The following is a 21665-nucleotide window of genomic DNA, read 5'->3' on the forward strand; positions in this document are numbered from 1 at the left end:
AATTTCCGTCTCAGCGGACGTTTCGTATGTTTAACTTGTCGTACTTATCTCTACCGCAGGAGCTTGTAATAGGTAGCTTAGCTGCAGTAGGTGAATTACCTATTCCGTATGCTGTAGCTATTTCATCTATTTTGGCTTCCACACCTATTGTACCTATTCCAGCTACTGCGCCTATTTCAATTATCCCAACTATTGTTGCTGTTGTAGATACTGCACCTATTCTATCTGACTCCCCTATCCAACCTACCGAACCCGGCCCCAACGGTGAAACAGAACACTTCCGAACGAGGTTAAGTCTACTCAGCAGACAGATAGTCGAACCCCCGACTAATTCATCCTCGAGAGAGACGTCGAGAACTCACAGTGGCAGGACGGATCGGTCGTGGCCAGTGTAGCAAGCCACGGTAGTGAAAGGACAGTGAACTACCGTTCAGTTACGGTGGGAGTTATCCCCGTAATCCTCCCAGGCACAGAGCTCGAGAGCGGTCGCAATAAACGAGGGGAGTTCACAGGCTATGATTCGTTTCGAGGAGGGATCGAACTCAACCAGATTCGCGTTCTCTAATTTTGGGAGGTGCGTATGGTAGAGATTCGTCGTGATCTGTCTGATCGCTTCTCCCGAAATGTCCTCGAGTGGGCAGTCGCGTTCCCACGCTGCGATCTGCCGAGCAGTTTCCGAAACCGTCAGCGAGTGATTTTTCCGGAGGCAGTGAAGCACACATCGTCGCCGATAGTTTGCGAGGAGACGGAAGGATTCGTCCAGGGAATTGGAATACCCTCTCTCCAGTGGTGCGGGCACGTCCTCCCCGTTTCGTTTCCCATCCTCTCCCGTCATATGGTGAAAGTCGAACTGTGACAATGATAAGTCCGTGACTGTGATTGGCAAGCCCACACACCAGTATACGAAAGTCGAGATACGGTGGAAACCATCAGTCAGTACGAAAATCACTGTTCGCACTGCCGATCGAGTACTGGTGATGAATCGAGACGGCGGTCGGGGACTCGCTGCGAGCATCGATATCGACGGAGAGCGACCGCGGTCCCGGACGGATCGTGGGTTCACCGAACGGGTTGCCGCCGTTCGAAACGTGCTCGACCCCTAACAACAAATATCCCCAATACAGTAAAAGAAAAGATGATTCAACTATCCGTCTCGGAGGGCGATTCTCACCGGCTCCAGAGGAACGTCCGTCACCGACTCGCTGAAGAGGGCAGCGTTCACCCCGGATCCTCGTCCCGATGGAAATCGGACAACTCCAGTTCTCGAGTCTCCGCGAGTGCCCGTCGAATGTCCGTCCGGTCCCATCCCACCGGCGAAAGCACGCTCTCGACGGCTCGGACGAGTTGCGTCTCGTAGTACGACGGATCGTACGACTCGACCGCTTCGTGGGCCAGCGCAACCCGCTCTCGAGAGGTCTTCTCGTCGTCGACGACCACGTACTCGATAGTTTGTCCGGGATGGACGGCAATATCCTGCTCCCGGGTGCGTTTCAGCGCGGCCACGTTCTGGGTGTTCTGCGTGTACCCCTCGAGCGGTTTGGAGACCCGGTTCCGTTCGACGAGTCGGTCGGTCGGAACTGTGCCGGCGTGAAGTCGCTCGAGTGCGTCCTCGAGGCAGGCGAGGACGGCTTCCGGTGACCGGGTCACATCGAATCGCTCGAGACACTCCCGCTGGACGTCCGCGATGAACTCCGGGGTCGACCGCTGTCGGGCCTCGATTCCTCTGATCTTGAACTCGTCTTCGCCGGCGACTCTGCCGAAGTACTTCGTCAATGCGCCGGCGTCGCTCTCGCGCTGGGGAACGAACGCGACCCAGTCGTAGTGGGCTTCGTGTTCGAGCCGGACGTCGACGGCCTCCGTAACCGCCGTCGCGAGCGTCTCGAGAGCCGTCCGCTCGGTATCGTCGACGTCCGGGTCCGGCGTCACCCAGATCGAATCGACGATTCCGTGGACGACGCGCCACCCGCCGGCTTCCAGGCGTCGCTTGGCCGTCAACAGGATTTCGCGGGCGTACGCGTTGATCGCTTCGTGGCACTCGATCCGGCCGAACTTCGCGTTGCTGAACCCCTGGTACCCGAAGCAGGTGACGAGGATCCACTTCAGTGCCCCCGACTGGCCTTCGAGTTCCTCGAGCCGTTGCCGGTCGGGATCGTCGCGTTGCCGTTCGTGACGGATCGCGGCCTTGATCTCGTCACGCGCGTCGACGATCGGCTCGAGTACGTCGACGAGATAGCCCCGGTCGTCGCAGATCGAGTAGCCGAGCCCGGGTACGTCGTCGCGATCGTGACACTCACAGCGGATGACGTCCGGAGAGACGTTGCGCGTACAGATGATGTTCGGATACAAACTCGAGAAATCCAGTTCGTGGACGTCCTCGTGCAGGCCGACGTCCGGCGCAAAGACGAATCCGCCGCGGTCGGCATCGTGGAGCGTCCCCATCGGTTTGTAGAACTCGTGTCGCCAGGAGTTCCACGGTACGAGGACGCCACGGTCGTGGGCTTCACGGATCTGGATCGCGGTGAGCACGTTCCCGATCGACGCCCACGCGAGTTCCTGCACCGGTTTCCACGAGCGCGACACGAGATCGAGGACTCCCTGGAGGTTCGTCTCGCCGTAGAAGAAGGTGTTCGACTCGTCGACGATCGCTCGTCCCGGAACGTTGTACCGGGCGGGCGAATGCCCGACCCGACCGTAACTCGAGTACGTCGACCGGCTCGCGAGTTGCTGGTAGTCGACGTCGGGCCAGCGACTCAGCGTGAACTCGTCGATATCGACGTCGCCGTCGGCAGCCGCGGCCATCCCGTGTAGCGTCGGGACGATCTCGCCGGTCGAACAGACGAGGACGTCCGGATCCCTGGCATCGAGCGCCGCCTGGACTGCGGACAGGATTTCCCCCGGCGACCCGGTGACGGTCTCGCCGTCGATGGACAGTTCCGTGTATACCTCACTGCCCGTTTCGGGTACCGGAACCTCGAGTCGGAGCGTCGACAACTCCCTCGCCGGCGTCGGGTCGAGCCCGTTCTCCAGACAGTAGCGGAACTCCCGCGAAAAGTCGACGTTGAAGCATGCGAGGTCCCCGACGGGATATGCGGACAGTTGGCGGGCCCGTCGGGCGAGCCGAGTCACTCGGTCGACGTGTGCGACGTCGACTGCGAGGACCGGCTCTTCTCCCCGTCGAAAGGCCGGCCGTCGCGTAACGATCTCGGTCGAAACGACCTCCGGGTGTCGGTCATACGTCGTCCGCAGTTCCGCGAGATCGATGTCGGTTTCCGGGGAGCGAGGGGCGACGAAGAACCGCGGCGTATAGTCGTCGCGCTCGGTCGCGACGGCACCGTCGGCGGTCGCTTCCCACTCGAGTACGCGGCCGTCGTCGAGGAAGTCGATGGTGAACGGCATATTACGCCTCTGGATCACATGCGGTGTCTTCCCGATCGTCGCGTTCGTCGAGGGCGGCCTCGAGCGTCTCGAGTCGTTGTTCGTACTCGTCGAGACGGGCCTCCTGCTCGAGGTCGATGCTGAGGAGAGCGGGCAGGAGGGGGTTCCGGTGGTTCAATAACCCGCTCGCGTCGGCGTGTTCCCGGGCGTACTCGAACAGTCGGTCGAAGCGCGGTTGATCGCGACGCCGAAGGGCGCGGCGAAAGTCCGCCCAGCGCTCCTCGAGGGCCCGTAGCGCGTCCCGGTACGTCGGGTTGGTTCGGCCCATCGTTATCGCCCCCCTGTGTCGGCGGCGGTCCATGCCTCGAGCAGCGGGGTTGCACTGTCGGCTGTCGAGTCCATCCCCGTTCCCGACCCCACCTCGACGGCATCCGGGCCCCCCGTCGACGGCTCGGTGGTCGGCTCGAGGCCGACCTGTCGTGCACGGAGTTCGAGTACCCGTCGCCAGTAGGCAAACGTCGTCTGGTAGTACGCGCCGTCGTCGACCGGATAGACGACTGTCTCGAAGTCCTCGCCCACGAACCGCGGGCCCAGTTTCGTTCGTTCGCATTCTATGCGACGGTCGGCTGCCGTCTCGATCGGCCTCGAGAACTCGTCGCGCTTGCTGCGTGTGACGAGGACCGGAACGTCGTACCCGTCGGCGTAGCTCCCCAGTCGTGCGAGCGTCCGTGCCTGGAGGGTCTCCGCCCCTTCTCCGGTGAGGGAATCACTGGCCCGGTACTGGACATCGACTGCCGGAACGACGACGAGAGACGGGGTGTGTGGGGACGATGTTTCACACCGATTGGACGGCGATCGGTCTCGAGGCTCGGCATCGGTCGTCGATCGCTGGATGGATCGGTTCACCGCCGTCGGGAGGTCACGGATCGCCCCGTAGTGCTGGTAGGCGGTGAACCCACGGGCGACGTGAATCCGGTCGAGTAACCGTCCGCTCGGTGCGATCCGGGCGAGCGAAGTCGTCGTCGCGTGGCCGTCCCCGTCGATCCAGAAAGCGGGCCCCTCGTTGAGAAGGAGGTGATCGAGGACGAACGACTGCAGGATTTGGACGCCGCGCCCACCGGCTACATCGAGGAGCGTGATCCCGTTCGAAAGCCGGGGAAAGAGCATCCCGTCGGTGGCCGGATCGGCCCGGTCGACGAGGTTCCGGTTGCGATCGGCGTCCCGGGTCGGTCCATCGACTGTCATCCGATTCGATTCCGAGTGGGAGTACGCGGCCATACGCGACTAGACGCCCACACACCCGATAAGCCGAGGCGTGTCGTTTCCGCGTTTCAGGAAAGACAACTCTCTGGGGAGAATCCGGCGTTCGGCGGGGGATACCCACCACGAGGACCGTTTCCGGGAACGGTTCCTGAATCGTCGATCCTCGGGAGTCGTCGGCTCCCTCCTCACCGTCACCGTCAAGCTATCAAGGGTGTGAAAGGCCGAGGGAACGTCCCCTGTTTTCAAGCCAACACTGCATGAACGCCTACATATAAGATCCGGTGGCGGTAGTGAACTCGTATATGTCGGGAGTGGGTGATGGGAAACCAGAGAACGTTGACACGTTCTCCCTTGCAGACGGACGGAGCGCAGTGTATATTTCTCGGGAAAAGAAACACTTCTCTACGTTACACGACGGCTATCCGTTAGCAGAAGACTTCCTGGACGATCTGAAGACCAAAGGCGTCAACGCGATCGTTATCGATGGCGACGAGGGGGTTTACGTGTTCGATCTCCATCAGTATCAGCGGGGGGATCGACTCGGGCACGCTCCGTATCCAATGAAACGCGTCGTTTCGATCCACGACGCCGAGTCGGCCCACGACGAGCCGGACAAAGAGGTTCTGGCGACGATCACCGAATGGGAGTGGCTAACCGACAACGATCTCGAGCCGGGACACGATCGACCCGGGAACCCGGATTCCTCCTCGAGTTATCTCTCTCAGGAGAATTATAGTAGCCACTGAAAGGCAGTGGGCACCTATCGCACGACAGCTGTGCGATCGGTGTGCGAACAGGTTCAGTTGTTACTATAGAACTGGCTCGCCGGTCTGATCCTGAATCGACGAGCGACTACTCCCGATGCCCCGGGATTACCGAATTGCCGGAGTGGCAGTCGAGTCGACGATCGAATACTCCCGATCACGGCTCGTCCCTTCGGCCTCGAGAAGGTTGTACTGGGCCATCTTCGAGAGATAGGTCCGGACGGTTCGTTTCGTTCGTGGATCGTCGACCTCGGCGGTATATCGGTCGTGGATTTCGTTCGGACTGAGCGGTCCGTGGTCACGAACGATATCGTAGACGACTCGCTGGTGTGGGGTGAGCGAATCCAGACTCTTTCGTTTGATTTGAGCGCGTGCGTCTTCCGCTGCAGCGAGGAGGATATCGTCGGTAATCCGCTCGCGGTTCTCGCGGTCGGCCTTGCCGGCCGCCGAGCGGAGAATGCCGATCGCGAGCCGGGCGTCGCCGGCGGCCGCGTCAGCGATGCGATAGAGCTGTTCGTCGGTGATGACGGCTTCTTCGAGTCCCCACTTCGCGCGAGCGTCGAGGATATCGTAGAGCTGTCCGTCGGAGTAGCTGTCCATCCGGACGTGTTCGCTCGAGCGGAGTCGACTCACTAGCCTGTCGTCGACCCGGTTGAACAGGTCTTCCTCTTCGTTCGCGATACAGACGATCGCGAACTGCGGCAGGCTGTGGAGGTCATAGATCACGCTCGGATCCTCGAGTTGATCCGCCTCGTCGAGGATGACGACCGTTCGGGGACCGTCGTGGTGCTGCAGTCGATCGATGAGTTCGTCGTGTGGCGTCGACTGTCGGTGGATGTCGATCGTCGTTCCGAGGTCGTCGAGGATCCGGTAGAGCGTCCGGAACCGGGTGTAGTTGCGCCAGCAGTTCACGTAGGTGACCTCGACGTCCAGGACTGCTTCCCGCAGCCGTTCGGTGACGAACTTCGAGAGACAGGTCTTTCCCGCGCCGCTGGGCCCGGTGACGATGGCAGTCTCCGCCGGTTCGCCGTTCGTGATCGGTTCGAGGACGCTGGAGAGGTGGTTGACCTCGGCGTCGCGATGCTCGACCTCTCGAGGGACGAACCCGGCCCGGAGGACTCGAGCATCGCGGATCATCGTTCCTGGCTGTCCTCTTTTGCAGCAAGTACTAAAAGTGTAATCGGGTCGTTTCCGGAAAGGGACTGAACGGGGAGTGAGCCGTCCCAGTCAGGTGCCGTACGGCGATTCGGACGGCGTTCCGGTTAGTTTCCGGGAAGGTCCGGGAACCGATCGCTTCCGAGATCGACGGGGGAACGACCACACAGTCCCGGGGTATCGACTGAGACGGGCGTCGATTCGCGGTCGCCGGCGACATAACCTAGTCGCGCAGCGCCGCGTCGGAGATACCTGCCGTCTGACCGAGTCCGACGAGCACGAGCCCGCCGACCGCGGTTGCTTGCGATCCGACGGCGTAGAGGACCGCACCGAGTAGACACCCCGCAGTGCCAGCGGCGTAGATCCAGGTCCCCTCGGTAACCCGACGCCCGGTATCGACGAAGCCGACCGCCGGCAGGAGCATCCAGCCGTAGAGAGCCACGCCCGTCAACGTCGGATTCGCCGGCTCGAGTCCGAGGCCGACGACGCCACAGAGCGTGACGGCGGACCCCGCGGCGATGATCCGCCACCACGTCCGCAGGACGCCGTCGCGCATGTCGGGGTAGCCGGTCGCCGCGAAGCCGACCAGGAGGACGGTCATCACGATATGGGCGATAAACAGCGTGTGCTCGGTTACGACCCCGAGGTGAGCGGCCGTCACGAACAGCCAGGCCAGCGGGACCAGCACGGGCGGGCCGAGTTCTCGAGCGCGCCTGAACATGCCGGAGTGTACCGCCCGCTGACACAAATGCGTGGGCGGTCGCGATAGGGCTCCCGTCCGCCTCGAGTCGGTGGTACCCGACCGAGGGAATCAGCCCTGCAGGTCTTCGTAGCGTGCCTCGAGGTCGATTATCGGCTCGGGGTAGTCGACGCCCGGCCGGACGCCGTACTCGGCTCGCTCGCCCTCGCTCAGTTCCCAGGGCCTGTGGACGGCCTCGGGCGGCACCCCCTCGAGTTCGGGCAGCCAGGTCGTCACGTACTCGCCGTCGGGGTCGTAGTACTCGGCCTGGGAGAGGACGTCGAAGTAGTTGTCCCGGGAGTCGTTCCCCACGCCGGCCTGATAGGCCCAGTTGCCCCAGTTCGAGGCGACGTCGTAGTCGACGAGTCGCTCCTCGAAGTACGCCGCTCCCCAGCGCCAGTCGATCCCGAGCGCGTCGGCGAGAAACGAGGCGACGTTCTGTCGGCCGCGGTTCGACATGTATCCCGTCCGATTCAGCTCCCGCATGTTCGCGTCGACGAAGGGGATTCCAGTCTCGCCGTTCGCCCACCGATCGAACGCCTCGCGGTCGCGTTCCCACGCCTTTTCGACGTCTCGGATCCCGTTGGGGTGGAAAAACCGCGAGCCGTGCTTGCAAAACTGGAACTGGAAGAAGTCCCGCCAAAGCAACTCGAAGACGAGCCAGTAAGTGTCCTCGTTCGAGACCCGCTCGTCCTCGTACCGACGAACCTCCTCGTGGATCCACCGCGGCGAGAGACATCCCGCCGCCAGCCACGGCGAGAACTTCGAGGAGTACGCCGCACCAAGCAGCCCGTTTCGCGTCTCCTTGTACTCCCGCAGGCGATCCTCCTCCCAGAAGTACTCCTCGAGACGGCGTTTACCGGCCGATTCGCCGCCCTCGAACCGCAGGACGGCCCGGTCGTCGTCCGTCGGCGCCTCGAGGCCGTACTCGGACACCGTCGGGACGTCGCCCGCGGGCAGGTCCGGAGTCGGAACCGCGTCCGGGGGCGCGACGAGGTCTCGAACCGAACACTCGCGTTCGACCGCCTTGCGCCACGGCGTGAACGTATCCTGCATCCGCTCGTACGACGTCGGCAGGTCCGAGACGTGATACAGCGTGTGCGTCCAGCGGCGTTCGAACGAGACGTCGTCGGGAAGGGTTTCTCGAACCCCAACTTCGGTCTCGAGTTCCTCCGTCGCCGGTTTCGTCTGTGCGTAGACGGCATCGGCGTCGACGCGACCCGCGACTTCGGGAAGGACCGTCTCCGGCCGACCGCGTCTGACGAACAGGTCGCCGCCTCGGTCCTGGAGTCCCGCCCGTAACTCGAGCAGCGACTCCCGGCGGAATCTCGCGCGGTGGGCCCCGAGCTTTTCGGTTCCGTACTCCGTCTCGCCGCGCTTCCGGGGATCGACGACGTAGAGCGGCACGACCTCGTCCGCTGCGGTAACCGCGTCGGCGAGCGTCGGATTGTCCGTGATCCGGAGGTCGTCCCGGAACCAGACGACGGCGGTTTCCATGTTCTCTCCAGGGAAACCGGGATCAAGTATCTGTGGCCCAACGTCGAAAACGGCCGGCGGGACGGCGCCGTGATCGTCTAACCGGCGGAAGGCGCTCGTCGGCACCCGAATACCCGGGCCTTCGAAAGCGGGTACCCGACTCGAGCACCCCATGCCATATTTTACCAGTCGGTGACGTTGGTACCCTATGCTCCTTGCGGCCTTCCGGATCGAACTGGACGCCCTCGCCCTGGCGGACACTTTTGCTCGATTATCCGACCTGCAGATCGAGGCCCAACGGATCGCGGCCCACAGCACGAAGTGGACGATGCCCTGCATCTGGGCCAGTAACGTCGACTTCGACGAGCTCGATACGATGCTCGCGGACGATCCCTCCGTCGACGAAATCGTCGAAACGGCGGAGTTCAGCGGCGAAAAGTTCTACCAACTCGAGTGGAGCGACGAGATCGAAGCCCGGATCAACGCCTACCTGGATACTGAAGCGTCGATTCTCCACGCGGAGGCCACCGCTGACGGCTGGCGGATCCGCATCCGCTTTGGCACCCGGGAGCAGTTCGACGCCTTTCGGGCGATCCTCGCCAAGGGGGACTACGAGTTCACGCTCCTCGAACTCTCCCAGCCGGACGACCCGCGACACATGGGTGGGAAGCTGACACCGGCCCAGCGCGAGGCGCTCCGCAAAGCGAAAGAACTCGGCTACTACAAGGTTCCCCGCGAGATTTCGACGCGCGAACTCGCCGACGAACTCGGGACGTCCCACCAGAACCTCTCGGAGCTCCTGCGCCGCGCGACGGACAACCTCATCGATGCGGCCGTTCGGACCACCGCCACGACCGATCCGGTTCGACGAACCGACGGAAAGGAGCGACCATAACGCAACGTCCCCGACGACGCCAGCCTCACGAACCGGCCGTTACCCGGCTGTGGCTCACCTCGAGAAGCACCGCCGAGGCCTCGCCGACTCCCGACGAGGGGACGGGTCGCTCTCGCTATGCGGACCGACAGCGGCGGTATTCGACTCCGTCGTCGGTCACGGCAGCCCGGAGCGTCGCCCGTGCGAGGTGACCGTTCCGACGCACGTGCTGTTCCGGGACCAGTGGAAGAGGGACAGGACGAAAGCCATCCGTCCGCATAGACCGGAAGCTCGTGTATCGTCCGACCGTTTCCTCCCCTCGACGGACGGACAGACGTCCGTCGTCGCCGCGGCTGTACCGATACCGGAACGCCGTCGGCTCCGGGCCGGGACAACGTAACGCCCGGACGGACTCGAGCGTTGCAACGATCTCGTCGCCGGCCTCGAGAACGAGTTCGGGATCGTCGGTATCGGATGCCGGTTCCCGCCATTCGATTCGACCGGGGGTTCCGAGACAGGCGAAGCTGTCGTCGGTCAATCGAATCCGGTCCTCGACGTTGTAAAATCGTCTGCCACCGCCGGGGTTGGACGCGAGGAGGAACGGCGGTTCCAGGACGGCTCGCAGTTCGTCGTCCAGCCACTGGTCGGTGATGAGGACCGGAACGTGTCCCTGGTGGGCGGCGGTCGCGATTTTCGACCCGACCGTCAGCGGCGACCCGTCGGCCGGATAGACGAGATGGAGCGGCGCGTCGACGCCTGCCACCTCCGTCGGGCCGTCGACGGCGACCGTCGCCTCGCCGTCGGACTCGAGCGTGAACCCTCGATCCTCGAGGTCGGCTTCGACTGCGTTGCGACGGCGAGTGGCTGGATGGACCATCGCTCTGGCTAGCCGGTCGAGGAGCATAAAGGACTCTACCGGGAGAAAGCCGGGATGAGGATGGGACGGTCGCCTCGAATCTTGCGCATCCGATACCACGCCCGGTCCGGGACCGGACGGGTCGCCTCAATTATTAGTATAATAATATTGGCCCGTCTACCGGACGGTATGCACGTCACGCTTACCGGTGCTGGCGGTGGGATCGGCCGGCTGGTCGCGACGCGGCTCGCCGAGGCGGGACACGACGTTCTCGGCCTCGACCGCGATCCCGACCGACTCGACGCTCTCCCGGACACGGTCGAAACCGTACGGGTGGACGTCCGGGACGAAATCGCCGTCCGGGAACTGCTTGCGGATCGGCCGATCGACTGCGTGATCTCCGCGGTCGGCTGGTACGAACTCGGTGCGCTCGAGGACGTCTCGCCGGCGGCGTTTCGTCGCCATCTCGAGACGAACCTGACTGGGGTCCACACGGTCGTCCACGCAGCCATGCCGACGCTTCGCCGTCGGGAAGGACGAGTCGTCGCGCTCGGCTCGGTCGCAGGCACCGTCGCGTTGCCGTATCACGGCCCCTACAGCGCCGCGAAAGCCGGGCTCGACGGCTACATCGATGCACTGCAGCGCGAGGTTTCCCCGCACGGCGTTACGGTCTCGCTCGTCGAGCCCGGGCCCGCCAGAACGGGATTGAACGAGCGGGCGACCGAGACGCTCGAGGTCGAGGACGACCGCCGACGCAGGGGGCCGTACGCCGAGCAGTACGCCGCGTTCGACGGCTATAGCCCGGAGAGTGTGCCGCCGGAGACCGTCGCCGAAACCGTCGTCGAGGCTGCCACGACCGGTTCGCCGCGCAGCAGGTACCGGGTCGGGCGCCGCGCGCGCTGGCTCCCGTGGCTGGCGACCGTGTTGCCGGATCCGCTGGTCGACCGGATCATCCGTTCCGGTCTGCCGGGTGGCCTGCTCGGTCGGCTCGTCGACCGGTGACCCGCACGAGACCCTCGACGGTCGGCCAGTGGATCGGCGCCACTCACCCGCCGCGTTTCCGGTACCAGACGCGCTCTCCGGTCGGCGACGCTCCGTCGTCGATATCCAACCGGCTGAGAACCAACTCCCGAATCGCGAACGTGACGGTGAGTTCCACGGTTTCACCGTCTGCGGCCAGCACGGTGACGACACAGTGCCCGTCGCGTTCGTCGATGGATTCGATAGTCCCCGTCGACCAGCGCTCGAGATCGTGGGTCGGCTTCCGGGCGTGAATGCGATCGTGGTGCATACGGAGAGATGGAGCCCAGTCAGTGTCATCCTTTGTTCGGGGGCGGGTACCCGCTGCCGGTGGAAGGGACGGTACTGGCCGGCATTCCTCTGAACACCCCCATACACGGATCTGGACTCTCTCAACGCCAGTTTCAGTTTCACTGTGGTTGGATCGCTTATATAGGATTCCGGGATGATACTGGGAGTAGAGAGGGGAACCCCGTCCCTGTCACGGGCATACCCGCCATCCACCATCATGTCCACGACGAAGCCACCGTCCCTCGGTACGTGTCCGTTCTGTAGCGCCGGAATCACGACGACCGACGTGATTCTCGAGTACGAAACGGAGACGGGACCGACGGTATACGCCGAGTGTCCCGAATGTCGGGACGTCGTGACCCCGCAGTAACCGTCGGATCATGCTGTTCGAAAACGTAAATCGGTTACTCGCCCGGACGACCCAGACAGCGGTCGTGTATGAGTGCCGACGCTGCGGAACCTCCGTCGACGAGGATACCGAGCGTTGCCCCGAATGCGACGCAGAAGCGATCGTCCGGCACCGGATCTCCTGACGCGTACCCGTGGAATACGATCGGATTCGGCCGTCGTGGATCTCTCAACCCTCGAAAGTGGGTGGTAACGACACCTCCCGAGTCTGACGGTCGCTACTGGCTGTCGAGCGCGTTCGAAAACGGGCTCAGACGCCCAGCGCGCTGGCCACGTCGAGTAGGCCGTGTCCCTGTTCGTTTTCCCCGAGGCCGATGTCCTCCGCCGTCTCGTGAAGGCGGTTACGCGCTTCTTCGTTCGTGTAGTCGTTGGACAGCAGGTGCCCCGCCGCGCCCGCGACGTGGGGACAGGCCATCGACGTGCCCGAGAACGTATCGTAGCCACCGGGAACGGTCGAGTAGACGTCCTCGCCCGGTGCGGCGAGTTCGATCTCCGGCCCCGTCGAGGAGAAGTCGGCGAGGGCATCGGTGTCCGTGGTCGCGCTGACCGCGACGACCTCCGGTTCCGCGGCCGGGTAGCTCACGCAGTCGGTACACGGGCCGTCGTTCCCTGCTGCTGCAGCGAGGAACACGCCACGGTCGTAGGCATACGTGACCGCGTCGGAGACGACGTCCGATTGGCTACCGCCCAGGCTCATACTACAGACGTCCCAGCCCTGATCCGCCGTATACTCGATCCCGGCCGCGATGTCCGAGTACGTGCCGCTGCCGTCGCAGTCCAGGACCTTTACCGCGTGCAGCGTCGACTGGGTGGCGACGCCGACGACGCCGACGCCGTCGTCCGGCGCGACTGCCGTGCCCGCACAGTGGGTTCCGTGGTCGTTGTCGTCGTCCCACGGCTCGTTACACCCGTTGCCGTTGCCCGCGACGCTACACGGCGGCCCGTTGCTCGCCCGTTCGCCGCACTCGATGAAGGCTTTCCCCTCGCCGAGAACGTCCTGGAGTGCTTCGTGGGTCGAATCGATGCCGGTGTCGAGAATAGCGACGTCGGCTCCGTCACCCGTCTCACCGGCGTCGTGAGCATCGGGCGCCCCGACGCGCTCGACGCCCCAGGGCGTTACCTGGTCGAATGCCTGCATCAGGCCGTTCTCTTCCACGTATCGGACGTTCGGATTCCGCTGGAGTCCGGAGATCGCCTCCTGCGGAACCGTGATCGTCATCGCGTCGAACGCGAATTCACGTCGTACCTCGTCCGCAGCCTCGACCGCCGCGTTTCGCCCGCGCTGATTCTCGAAACCGACGTTCACCTCGAGCAGTCCGTCGGAATCCGCCGCTGTGAGCCCGGTTATGCCGACCCCGGCGACGGCGCCCGAGGTCACTTGGAGGATCGACCGTCGGCTGACGTGCGATTCATCAACAGGAGTGTTATTGTCTGGCATTGCAACCAGTAGCTATCGGCGAAGGTAATTAATATTTTTGTGTGTTTTCTGAACAGTGATGCAGTGAAACCGGTTCTGTTCGACGGTGCCCGAGAACGCGAACGACCGATGGTGTACGGTAGAGTCCCGTTATCGGTGGTTCCTCCAGCGATCTCTCGGGTTGGAGCCGTTCGCCAATATTGTTATTAATACTACATACTTCGATGTCGAGTGTCACAATCGGGACAGATTCTCGGAACAAAGGAGTCAACTGGCCGGCGGCCAAGAACCCGGAAAACGAGCGACGGCACGGACTCGGTCCCGGTCGGTTCCCTGCCGGCCTGGCAACGCTCGTCGATCCGGTCGACGTCAGCGTTCCGGGCGACCGCGAGTTGCTCGAGTCCGCCGTCTCCGTCGTCGACGACGGGTCCGGAATCCCCGAGATGGAGCGCGAGGCGCTTACCGAGGGCGAGGAGACGTCGTTACTGCACGGGAGGCGTCGGTCTCTGGACGGTCGACTGGCTCGTGACCCGCGTCGGCGGCGAGGTGATGATCGCGGAGACCGATCCCCGTGGCACCTGGTCACGCTGCTAGTGCCGGCCGCGGACGAGGAGTGAATCGGTCGCTATAGCCCACCTCGAGTCTCGAAAGCCGCCCGTATCGTGATGCAGGCGATCGAACCTGGACGGGACGACCGTGCCGGTCGACGGCTTCGGTTGATCACTCGTCGACGGCGGGCGCTACGACAGCACCCGGGTGAGCACGTTTCGCTCCGCTCGCTGCAAGTGCTCGGTAACGGTGGACGGATCGAGTTCCAGTTCGGCGGCGACCTCCTCCACAGTCGCCTCGCGGGGGACCTCGTAGTAGCCCATATCGACGGCCGTTCGAATTACCTCCAGCTGCCGATCCGTCAGGGAATCCAGTGGGTGACTCCCTCCCTCGTACGCGCCGAGCCGCTCGAGATCGGGGAAGACTCCCGCCGCTTCGTACTCGCGAAGCGTCCCGGAAATCGATTCCTGCGGTCCGACGAGCGACAGCGTCGCATCCTCGTCTCTCAACTCCGGATCACACGTCCCGATCAGCTCCTGGGCTTTCTCCGCCAGACTCTCCGGCAGTTCGGGTGCAGTGAACGCGATCACGTACAGGTGTCCGTCGCCCGTTTCCGAGACGTGGGTCCACTGGTCGACACAGTCGAGCGCCTCGAGAGCCTCCTCGTCGTACCGTGAGTTCACTTCGACCCGGACGGTCGCACCGTTCCCCCGACATGCCAGCTCCTCGAACTTCCGGATTCCCGCCTCCCGACCGAGGGCGAGCAGCGTCTCGATTCCCATAGCCTCGAAGGCGGACTCGCCGACGGAAACGCTCGCCTCTCGCATGATTCGTTCTCCCACTCCCAGGCCGGTAAAACGTTGTGCCCAGTATACTGGGCCCCTCCTGATACCGGACCGTCAGCGGTCGAACTCCAGAATCTCCGCCTCCGAATCGACCACCACTCGTGTAGACTGGCCGGCTATCTCCACGTCGAGCTCGACGGCGAGCGGATCCGTCCGGCGGATTTCCGGCGCATCGAGCGTACACCAGTCGAGTTCCCAGAACGGCGTCTCTCGGAGGTTCACGCCCACGTCAGCGAACGCCGACAGGATACGTGCTCGAGTCGAGAGGAGCAATCCGATCGGTGCACGGATCCCGGCCGGACACTCGGTGCAGGTCCCGACGGCTGGGACGTCGTCGGGCCGCGTCGCCGCCGAGGGCCGGATTTCGAACGACAGCGAATGGGCACAGAACGGGCAGATCCCGTCGTCCGCCAGCCCGAAATACGCCCGGGTACGCCGGGCGAACGCGTCGACGAACTCCTCGAGGGAATACGCGGTCGCGGCGGCAGGCGGGAAATCGAACCTCGCCAGTTGCCGGTCACAGTCGGGACAGCGAACGATTCCTTCCCCCTCGCGATACCCGATCTCGACGGCGGCGGAGCCACAGCCCCCACATCGGGAGTCGATCCGTCGGAACTGGCGACTCGTGCCGCCCTGCAGGGAATTCGTCGCGAGGAGGTTGGCCGCTTGCCTTCCGGATTGGGTGAGAGCGTACCCACGCTCGGCCTTGTCCACGTACTCGTCCACGAGCTGTCGGAGGTGGTAGTTGAACTGTCCGCTGTCGGTAACGGAGACCCGTTCGAACAGGTCGGTGTAGTCGAGTGGTGTGTCGCCGGTAGCGAGGGTGCGTAAAATCTCGAGTCGAGTCGTATTCGTGAGCCGCCCGAACGAGTCTTCCGGGGTCGTCCCCCCACCATCGTCGCTTTCCTCCGACGTCCGATCCCGCCGTCCCATACTCCCGCCAACGCGCGGCGTAGTGATAACTCTGAACACCGACGCCGGGACCAACGCGGAGAACCGGTTCGCTTCACCGCCGATGGGAAGGCAATTTCTCCAAACGGATTTGGTAGTTCCCGCAGCAGTTGTGTCCTGGAAAACCGATGCGTTCCCGGACACAGGCCCGCTACGAGGCCGTCATCTTCGACCTGGACAGGACCCTCATCGAACACGACCAGGAGCCGACCGAGGTGTTTCACGCCGCCTGTTCCGCGGCCGGCATCGAACCGTTTTGCGGGGCGGAGACGCTGGAACTCGCAGCCGAGATCGTCCGACAGCAGTCGGCCACGCTGGACGCCGAAACGTACGAACATCGGATATTCGAAACTGCGGCGGCGGCCACGGGTACCGAAATCCCCGCCGACGAACTCGTCCGAGCGTACGACGATGCGCTGGACAACGGTGCGGTCTCCCTCCGGCCGGGAGCAGACGCAGCCCTTACCGCGGCGACGAACCGTTCTACCGCTATCGTGACGAACGGTCCGGCGGACACCCACGCGACAAAACTCGAGGCAGCCGGATTGACGGGACGGGTCGACACGGTCGTCTACGGGACCGACACGTCGCGGGTGAAACCCGCCCGTGAGCCGTTCGAACTGGCCCTGGAACGACTCGAGGTGGACCCCGACGAGGTACTGAAAGTCGGGGACTCGCTCTCCAAGGACGTCAAAGGTGCGAACGCTCTCGGTATCGATACGGCGTGGATCCCGTTCGACGACCAGGATCGAACTGCGGGCGATCCCGAGCCGACGTATACGATCTCGTCCCTGTCGGACCTCCCTGGCCTCCTCGCCGGCTAACTATCACGCGTGAGCCGTGAGTCGTGACTCGACGGACTGCGTCGTGACCACGGACGCACAAGGGCAGGCGACCGAATACGGACGTGGTCGACCCATTCGGGAGTTTTCCGTACTACTCGAAGCTGATCCGCTCGTTTTCGGGATCGATCGTCTCGACTCTCCCGATCGGAACGGGAACGATCGGATCGGTGTGGCCTCCGTTCGTCCTTCGACCGGTCGACGAGGTGCGAGCGGGCTTTGACGCGGCCGACGAGGAAGCCATCGAACCGTTCGACCAACCCTCGTTCACCCATACTCGGGTGTATCCGCTGGACGACGCCGGGATCGGGCAACTCCTCGGACGTGGGCCCGTTTCTCGGGATACTCGTACAGGACCTCGTCGACGGTCGACGGAACCGGTTCGCTTCACCGCCGATGGGAAGCCAATTTCTCCAAACGACTTTGACGACCCCGTCTGGACGATAGTACGAAGACCGCCATGCCAGGACACGCCTTTCTGAGAGGGCCGAACGTCACCCTTCGACCGATCGAACGATCCGAACGCGACCGGGCCGCTCTGTGTCGGGTCAGGAACGAACCGGCGTTCCGACGTACCCTCGGGTTCGATAAGCCCTGGCCGGAGTCGCGAGTCGAGTCCTTCCTCGAGTCCGTCGCCACGGACGACTCGAGCAGCAACCTCTTCGTCTGCCCGTCCCACGAGCAACGCTCCGACGACGGGCGTACGGAATCGGGAACGGACGGGGACGAAGACGGAGGCCCGGAAGCCGGGAGCGAGGTGACTATCTCCGGTGCGGTGAACCTGTTCGATATCGACGGGACCGCCGGGACGCTGAGTTACTGGCTCTTCGACGAATACAGGGGACGCGGGTACGCAACGGAAGCGGTGTCGCTGCTGATCGAACACGCGTTCGAGGAACTCGGACTCCACAGGGTAGAGGCCGAGGTGTTCGACGGAAATGAGCCGTCACGACGGCTCCTGGAGCGGGTCGGGTTCGTCGGCGAAGGGGTTTCGCGAGAGGCGCGGTTCACGGGGGGCGAGTTCCGCGACGTCCACCGATTCGGGCTGCTGGCACCCGAGTGGACGGGCCGGGGGAAAGCATGACCACGGACCACGACGGCATCGAGGCCGTCGCCCGCGCGGCCGTGTTGGCCGGCGGGGCGGAGCTTCCCGACCGATACCGGGACGGCGACGACGACGGCGACTACGGCGCTCACGACGTGAAGGCCGCTGCCGACGAAGCCGCCGAGGCGCGGATGCTCCCGCTCGTCCGCCGGGCGTTCCCCGCCCACGAGGTCTTCGCCGAGGAGGCCGGGGAGTTCGACGGGACCGAGCCGTATCGCTGGATAATCGACCCGCTGGACGGTACCAACAACTTCGCGGCGGGACTGCCAACCTTCGGCTCCTCCGTTGCGGTCCGTCGGGAAGGCGAGCCACTACTCGCGGCCGTCCACCTGCCGGCAACCGACGAGACCTATCTCGCGCGCCGGAACGCGGGCGTTCGCTACGACGGGGAACGCGTGACCGCCGACAGCGACGTGCCGATCGAGGGTGCCACGGTCGCGACCATCGTCGGCCGCGACGTCCCCCGTAGCCCCGACCTCGGTCGTCGGGCCGACGAAATCCGGGAGGCATTGGACGACACGGTCAAGCGCGTTCTCGATAGCTGGGCCCCGACAGTTCACTCGAGTCTGTTCGCCCGTGGCCGACTCGAGGGGCTCGTCCAGTTCCACCCGGACGAGGAAGAGCAGGCGGTCACCGAACTGCTCGCAGCGGAGGCCGGCGGGGCGACCCGTCGAGACGGCCCCCTGTACGTCGCGGCCTGTGACGAGGAGACCCTGGCGGCGCTCTGGGCGGCAGTCGACGGAGCACGATAGCTCCCTGGCTCGAGGCGGGACCTCCGTTTTGGGGTTCGACGGTACGCTCCAGTCGTCAACGTGTCGCACCTACAACGGGAAACAGTCCGCCGAAGGCGGCGACCGCGTTCCGAACGGGCACAAGTGTGGTCAAGCGTAATGGGGTGGAGAGCGTAGTACGCGGTAATCATCCGAGTGCCGCGACGGTCGACCAGGCACCGTGTCGGACGGTCCAGAAGGCGACGAAGACGGAGCCGTCGCCGATGACCGGTGCCCGTGCCGTCCCCTCGTGCTCGAACGTCCAGCGGGGACTCCCGGTCGCCTTCTCGATCGCAGCCACCGTCGCCGGCGAGTGGATCCCCTTCGCGTCGCCGGTCTCGCGCTGACCGACGGCGACGACGTGTTCGTCCCCGACGGCGACCGGTTCGCGACACTGCCCCGCTATCGACGCCACCCAGTCGTGCTCTCCCGTCCGACGATCGAGCGCGAGGACCTGCCCCTCTCGAGTCGCGGCGTAGACGCACTCGTCGTCCGCGGCGACCGGGCCGATCACGTTCCCGTGGTCCGACCGATACTCCCACTCGACCGTCCCCGTCCGCAGATCAACGGCGTGGATCGTCTCCCCGGATCGGAAAACCACATGTTCGCCCGCCGCGACGGGGGTGAACGACTCGCGGGAAATCGCGTCGTACCCGCCTGGAATCGGGAGGGATTGTCGCCATCGTTCGGTTCCTTTCGTCCGATCGACGGCGACCGCTTGCAGCGTATCGGTTCCCGGGTCCGGAACCACGGCGACGAGCAGGTCGTCGCGGAGAACGGGTTCGTAGTCGACGTCGAGGTGCCGGTCCGAGAGGGGACGATTCCACTCGAGCGACCCATCCGAACCGTCGAGCCTGAATAGCGAGACGCCCTCACGCGAGAGCATCCCGACGGCGTACACTGCGTTCGCATCAACTACGGGGGTCCCCCGTACGGGAACGGGAGTCTCCGACTTGTCCCCCGGCATCGGCGCCATCGACGTGCTCCATTCGACCCGGTCGGCGACGACGTTCACCGCGGTGAGGCGACTCCCGCCGAAGTACAGTACGCCGTCCCCGATCACGGGTTCGCTGCCGCGAGGACCCCCCGCCCGTACACGGTGCTCCTTCGTCGGGTTACGGCGAAAGAGCACGGTCGAGGTGTCCGCCCCGGTTCCGGTGACGACGCCGTACTCGGTCGCGACGATGTCGCCCACGTCGTGTTCGGCGACCGTCGTTTCCCACCGGACCTGCGGAGTATCCGAGAGCGACAGGCTCGCGTTCGGCGCCCGGCCCGTCCGACGGTGATCACCGCGCCGCATCGTCCAGCCGTCGAGCGGGACGTCGGATAGCCACCGTGGCCTCGAGTCGCCGGGGCGCTTGCCATCGCTCTCGCGTAGGCTGGATCGCCAACAGCCGAAAAGGGCCGTCGCTCCGGTTACGGCGAGGAGTTCCCGCCTATTCATCGAACTACGTCAAGTAATATATTATACCGCTATAAGTCTTGCTCGCCGACACCTTCGACGTTCGACGGCCTCTTCCCTCGGAGGGGGTGTGAAAACGTGAAGTATCGTGGGCGAACGAATGGATCACGTCGAGAAATTCACTCGTCTGGTCACACAATACTAGGGGAACGCGGATCAAAGAGAAGCAATTCCCGATGGGGAGCGGAAACGGGCCGTCGCCAGATGTCGCTCCTGCAACTCCGCCTACGCCGTGAACATCTGGAGCGATGGAACCGTTCAACCGATCGGGGGGAGATCGGACTGTGACTGCGGGGACGCCGACTTCGAGATCCTCGGGGACGTAGCTGACACCGTTCTCGAGGACGAGTCGGTCGAGTAATCCCTGCCCCTATCCCTGCCCCTATCCCTGCCCCTGTCCCTGCCTCTGCCCGTAACGAACGCCTACGTCGTGAGAACGCCGACTTTTCCGGCCGGTAGCCGGCGACTCCTCGGGGCCCCGGCGTGGATGGTCAACCGGATGACTTCCCAGGTTTCGCCGACGTCGGCTACCTCTCGACGTGGCAAACCGCGAGCATGTGTGCCGACATATCGGCGACAGTCCGGTCGTTCCGCTGGTGGTCGACCAGTCGACGGATTCGATCGAATTCGGCGTCGGAACGCCGGGCAGCCTCTTTCCGGAGGGGACCAGCCGAGTAGACGGAGGCTAACCCTTCCAAACCGACGATCGACTCGACGGAGAGGTCGGCGTCGGCGAGCAACGACTCCAACTCGTCGGCCCGGAAAAAGTGCGTCTCGGTGAACAGCGGCTCGCGGTCGCCGAGCAAGTCGGCGTCGTAATCGCCGGATTCGGCCAACTCGGGAAGCAAGTCGAGATGCCTGGGCGTAACGAGGAGAAGGGTCAGCCAGTTCAGAAGCCCCATCACGGAGACGAAAACCGGTCGACCAGCGGCGGTCACGCGCTCGAGTTCACGGACGCTCCGCGCTCGCCCGTCGGCCTCGAGGACGTGCGAAAGCGGGCCGCCCAGACAGAGCGTCGCGTCGAACCGACCGCTATCGAGGGGGAGGTCCCGGATGTCGCCTTCCATGATCGTGACGCTCTCCTCGAGGCCGCGCTCCGCGACTTTCTCCCTCGCGATCGCCCGCTGGCCCGCACTGGGTTCGACGAGCGTCACCTCGTAGCCGCGTTCGGCCAGCCAGATCGTATAGCGGCCGGCCCCGCCGCCGGCGTCGAGGACATGTCCCGTCTCCGGAAGGTGATCCTGAAGGATCTCGACGGTGGTTTCCCACTCCAAGCGGCCGTGAAGGGAACTCTCGAGCCGTTCCCACTCCTTCTCGTCGTGGTCGTCGTAATAGGTTTCGGGGTCGGGTATCCCAGTCACAGGGAACAGGTGTCGGCTCGCGTTTTTGTATTTTAGTACCTATTTCCGAGGCACGTTCACATCCGCGGTTCCCATATCCGGAGCATATCCGGAGCATATCCGGAGCATATCCGGAGACCCGAAGTCGGAATCCGCGCCGACA

General features: G+C 64.1%; 24 protein-coding genes. 9 read left to right on the forward strand and 15 right to left on the reverse strand.

The window, feature by feature from the left end:
* Positions 1–10: 10 nt before the first annotated feature.
* From CHINAEXTREME_RS21475 to CHINAEXTREME_RS11810, 5 genes are all read right to left on the reverse strand, one after another.
* Positions 11–262: a hypothetical protein gene (locus tag CHINAEXTREME_RS21475; protein WP_152423899.1), complete on the reverse strand. Its 252-nt coding sequence runs from the start codon at positions 260–262 to the stop codon at positions 11–13.
* 168 nt (positions 263–430) lie between these two features.
* Entirely contained in the window at positions 431–835 is a 405-nt protein-coding gene (locus CHINAEXTREME_RS11795) for a DUF7344 domain-containing protein (protein ID WP_152423900.1), read from the reverse strand.
* 383 nt (positions 836–1218) lie between these two features.
* Complete coding sequence (locus CHINAEXTREME_RS11800) at positions 1219–3396, reverse strand: type B DNA-directed DNA polymerase (RefSeq protein ID WP_007142735.1); 2178 nt, start codon at positions 3394–3396, stop codon at positions 1219–1221.
* A gap of 1 nt (position 3397) precedes the next feature.
* The gene (locus CHINAEXTREME_RS11805; protein ID WP_007142736.1) at positions 3398–3703 is read right to left on the reverse strand and encodes a hypothetical protein; all 306 of its coding nucleotides are present in this window, start codon (positions 3701–3703) and stop codon (positions 3398–3400) included.
* 2 nt (positions 3704–3705) lie between these two features.
* Positions 3706–4620, reverse strand: coding sequence for a hypothetical protein (locus tag CHINAEXTREME_RS11810; protein WP_007142737.1), 915 nt, complete (start codon positions 4618–4620; stop codon positions 3706–3708).
* 320 nt (positions 4621–4940) lie between these two features.
* Between CHINAEXTREME_RS11810 and CHINAEXTREME_RS22235 the strand changes: the two genes are divergently transcribed.
* A complete protein-coding gene (locus CHINAEXTREME_RS22235; protein ID WP_238593267.1) occupies positions 4941–5384 on the forward strand; it encodes a hypothetical protein in 444 nt (147 codons plus the stop codon).
* A 126-nt stretch (positions 5385–5510) separates the two neighbouring features.
* Here the strand turns inward: CHINAEXTREME_RS22235 and CHINAEXTREME_RS11820 are convergent, their stop codons facing one another.
* From CHINAEXTREME_RS11820 to CHINAEXTREME_RS11830, 3 genes are all read right to left on the reverse strand, one after another.
* Positions 5511–6539: a Cdc6/Cdc18 family protein gene (locus CHINAEXTREME_RS11820; RefSeq protein WP_007142739.1), complete on the reverse strand. Its 1029-nt coding sequence runs from the start codon at positions 6537–6539 to the stop codon at positions 5511–5513.
* Positions 6540–6780: 241 nt separating this feature from the next.
* Positions 6781–7278 (reverse strand): hypothetical protein, encoded by a 498-nt coding sequence (locus CHINAEXTREME_RS11825; protein WP_029601618.1) that lies wholly within the window; start codon positions 7276–7278, stop codon positions 6781–6783.
* 90 nt (positions 7279–7368) lie between these two features.
* Complete coding sequence (locus CHINAEXTREME_RS11830) at positions 7369–8793, reverse strand: DASH family cryptochrome (RefSeq protein ID WP_007142741.1); 1425 nt, start codon at positions 8791–8793, stop codon at positions 7369–7371.
* A 187-nt stretch (positions 8794–8980) separates the two neighbouring features.
* On the opposite strand from CHINAEXTREME_RS11830, the gene CHINAEXTREME_RS11835 reads away from it, so the two are divergent.
* Positions 8981–9667, forward strand: coding sequence for a helix-turn-helix domain-containing protein (locus CHINAEXTREME_RS11835; RefSeq protein WP_007142742.1), 687 nt, complete (start codon positions 8981–8983; stop codon positions 9665–9667).
* Between the two features lie 115 nt (positions 9668–9782).
* Here CHINAEXTREME_RS11835 and CHINAEXTREME_RS11840 read toward each other — a convergent pair whose 3' ends face one another.
* On the reverse strand, positions 9783–10523 hold the full coding sequence (locus CHINAEXTREME_RS11840; protein ID WP_007142743.1) for a hypothetical protein: 741 nt from the start codon (positions 10521–10523) through the stop codon (positions 9783–9785).
* Positions 10524–10691: 168 nt separating this feature from the next.
* Between CHINAEXTREME_RS11840 and CHINAEXTREME_RS11845 the strand changes: the two genes are divergently transcribed.
* Positions 10692–11504 (forward strand): SDR family NAD(P)-dependent oxidoreductase, encoded by an 813-nt coding sequence (locus CHINAEXTREME_RS11845; protein WP_007142744.1) that lies wholly within the window; start codon positions 10692–10694, stop codon positions 11502–11504.
* Between the two features lie 43 nt (positions 11505–11547).
* Here CHINAEXTREME_RS11845 and CHINAEXTREME_RS11850 read toward each other — a convergent pair whose 3' ends face one another.
* Positions 11548–11793, reverse strand: a complete 246-nt coding sequence (locus CHINAEXTREME_RS11850; protein ID WP_007142745.1) for a DUF7861 family protein — start codon at positions 11791–11793, stop codon at positions 11548–11550.
* Between the two features lie 237 nt (positions 11794–12030).
* On the opposite strand from CHINAEXTREME_RS11850, the gene CHINAEXTREME_RS22640 reads away from it, so the two are divergent.
* Positions 12031–12183, forward strand: a complete 153-nt coding sequence (locus CHINAEXTREME_RS22640; protein WP_007142746.1) for a DUF7837 family putative zinc-binding protein — start codon at positions 12031–12033, stop codon at positions 12181–12183.
* 288 nt (positions 12184–12471) lie between these two features.
* Here the strand turns inward: CHINAEXTREME_RS22640 and CHINAEXTREME_RS11855 are convergent, their stop codons facing one another.
* A complete protein-coding gene (locus tag CHINAEXTREME_RS11855) occupies positions 12472–13659 on the reverse strand; it encodes a S8 family peptidase (RefSeq protein ID WP_238593268.1) in 1188 nt (395 codons plus the stop codon).
* Positions 13660–13862: 203 nt separating this feature from the next.
* Between CHINAEXTREME_RS11855 and CHINAEXTREME_RS11860 the strand changes: the two genes are divergently transcribed.
* Positions 13863–14255 carry a hypothetical protein gene (locus tag CHINAEXTREME_RS11860; protein ID WP_007142749.1) on the forward strand — a complete coding sequence of 131 codons (393 nt, stop codon included), beginning with the start codon at positions 13863–13865 and terminating at the stop codon, positions 14253–14255.
* A gap of 123 nt (positions 14256–14378) precedes the next feature.
* Here CHINAEXTREME_RS11860 and CHINAEXTREME_RS11865 read toward each other — a convergent pair whose 3' ends face one another.
* A complete protein-coding gene (locus CHINAEXTREME_RS11865; RefSeq protein WP_007142750.1) occupies positions 14379–15014 on the reverse strand; it encodes a helix-turn-helix domain-containing protein in 636 nt (211 codons plus the stop codon).
* Positions 15015–15086: 72 nt separating this feature from the next.
* Positions 15087–15965: a DUF7351 domain-containing protein gene (locus CHINAEXTREME_RS11870; protein ID WP_007142751.1), complete on the reverse strand. Its 879-nt coding sequence runs from the start codon at positions 15963–15965 to the stop codon at positions 15087–15089.
* Positions 15966–16111: 146 nt separating this feature from the next.
* Here CHINAEXTREME_RS11870 and CHINAEXTREME_RS11875 point away from each other — a divergent pair, with 146 nt between their 5' ends.
* From CHINAEXTREME_RS11875 to CHINAEXTREME_RS11885, 3 genes are all read left to right on the forward strand, one after another.
* Positions 16112–16807, forward strand: a complete 696-nt coding sequence (locus CHINAEXTREME_RS11875; protein ID WP_007142752.1) for an HAD family hydrolase — start codon at positions 16112–16114, stop codon at positions 16805–16807.
* Positions 16808–17285: 478 nt separating this feature from the next.
* The gene (locus CHINAEXTREME_RS11880) at positions 17286–17909 is read left to right on the forward strand and encodes a GNAT family N-acetyltransferase (protein WP_007142753.1); all 624 of its coding nucleotides are present in this window, start codon (positions 17286–17288) and stop codon (positions 17907–17909) included.
* Positions 17906–18682 (forward strand): inositol monophosphatase family protein, encoded by a 777-nt coding sequence (locus tag CHINAEXTREME_RS11885; RefSeq protein ID WP_007142754.1) that lies wholly within the window; start codon positions 17906–17908, stop codon positions 18680–18682. Before CHINAEXTREME_RS11880 ends, CHINAEXTREME_RS11885 begins: the two co-directional genes overlap by 4 nt.
* Positions 18683–18848: 166 nt before the next feature.
* Here CHINAEXTREME_RS11885 and CHINAEXTREME_RS11890 read toward each other — a convergent pair whose 3' ends face one another.
* Entirely contained in the window at positions 18849–20144 is a 1296-nt protein-coding gene (locus CHINAEXTREME_RS11890) for a PQQ-like beta-propeller repeat protein (RefSeq protein ID WP_238593269.1), read from the reverse strand.
* A 250-nt stretch (positions 20145–20394) separates the two neighbouring features.
* Here CHINAEXTREME_RS11890 and CHINAEXTREME_RS22445 point away from each other — a divergent pair, with 250 nt between their 5' ends.
* Positions 20395–20523: a hypothetical protein gene (locus CHINAEXTREME_RS22445; protein ID WP_274520295.1), complete on the forward strand. Its 129-nt coding sequence runs from the start codon at positions 20395–20397 to the stop codon at positions 20521–20523.
* Positions 20524–20689: 166 nt separating this feature from the next.
* Here CHINAEXTREME_RS22445 and CHINAEXTREME_RS11900 read toward each other — a convergent pair whose 3' ends face one another.
* Positions 20690–21523 (reverse strand): class I SAM-dependent methyltransferase, encoded by an 834-nt coding sequence (locus tag CHINAEXTREME_RS11900; protein WP_007142756.1) that lies wholly within the window; start codon positions 21521–21523, stop codon positions 20690–20692.
* Positions 21524–21665 lie beyond the last annotated feature (142 nt).

The sequence above is a fragment of the Halobiforma lacisalsi AJ5 genome, from assembly GCF_000226975.2.
Lineage (GTDB): Archaea > Halobacteriota > Halobacteria > Halobacteriales > Natrialbaceae > Natronobacterium > Natronobacterium lacisalsi.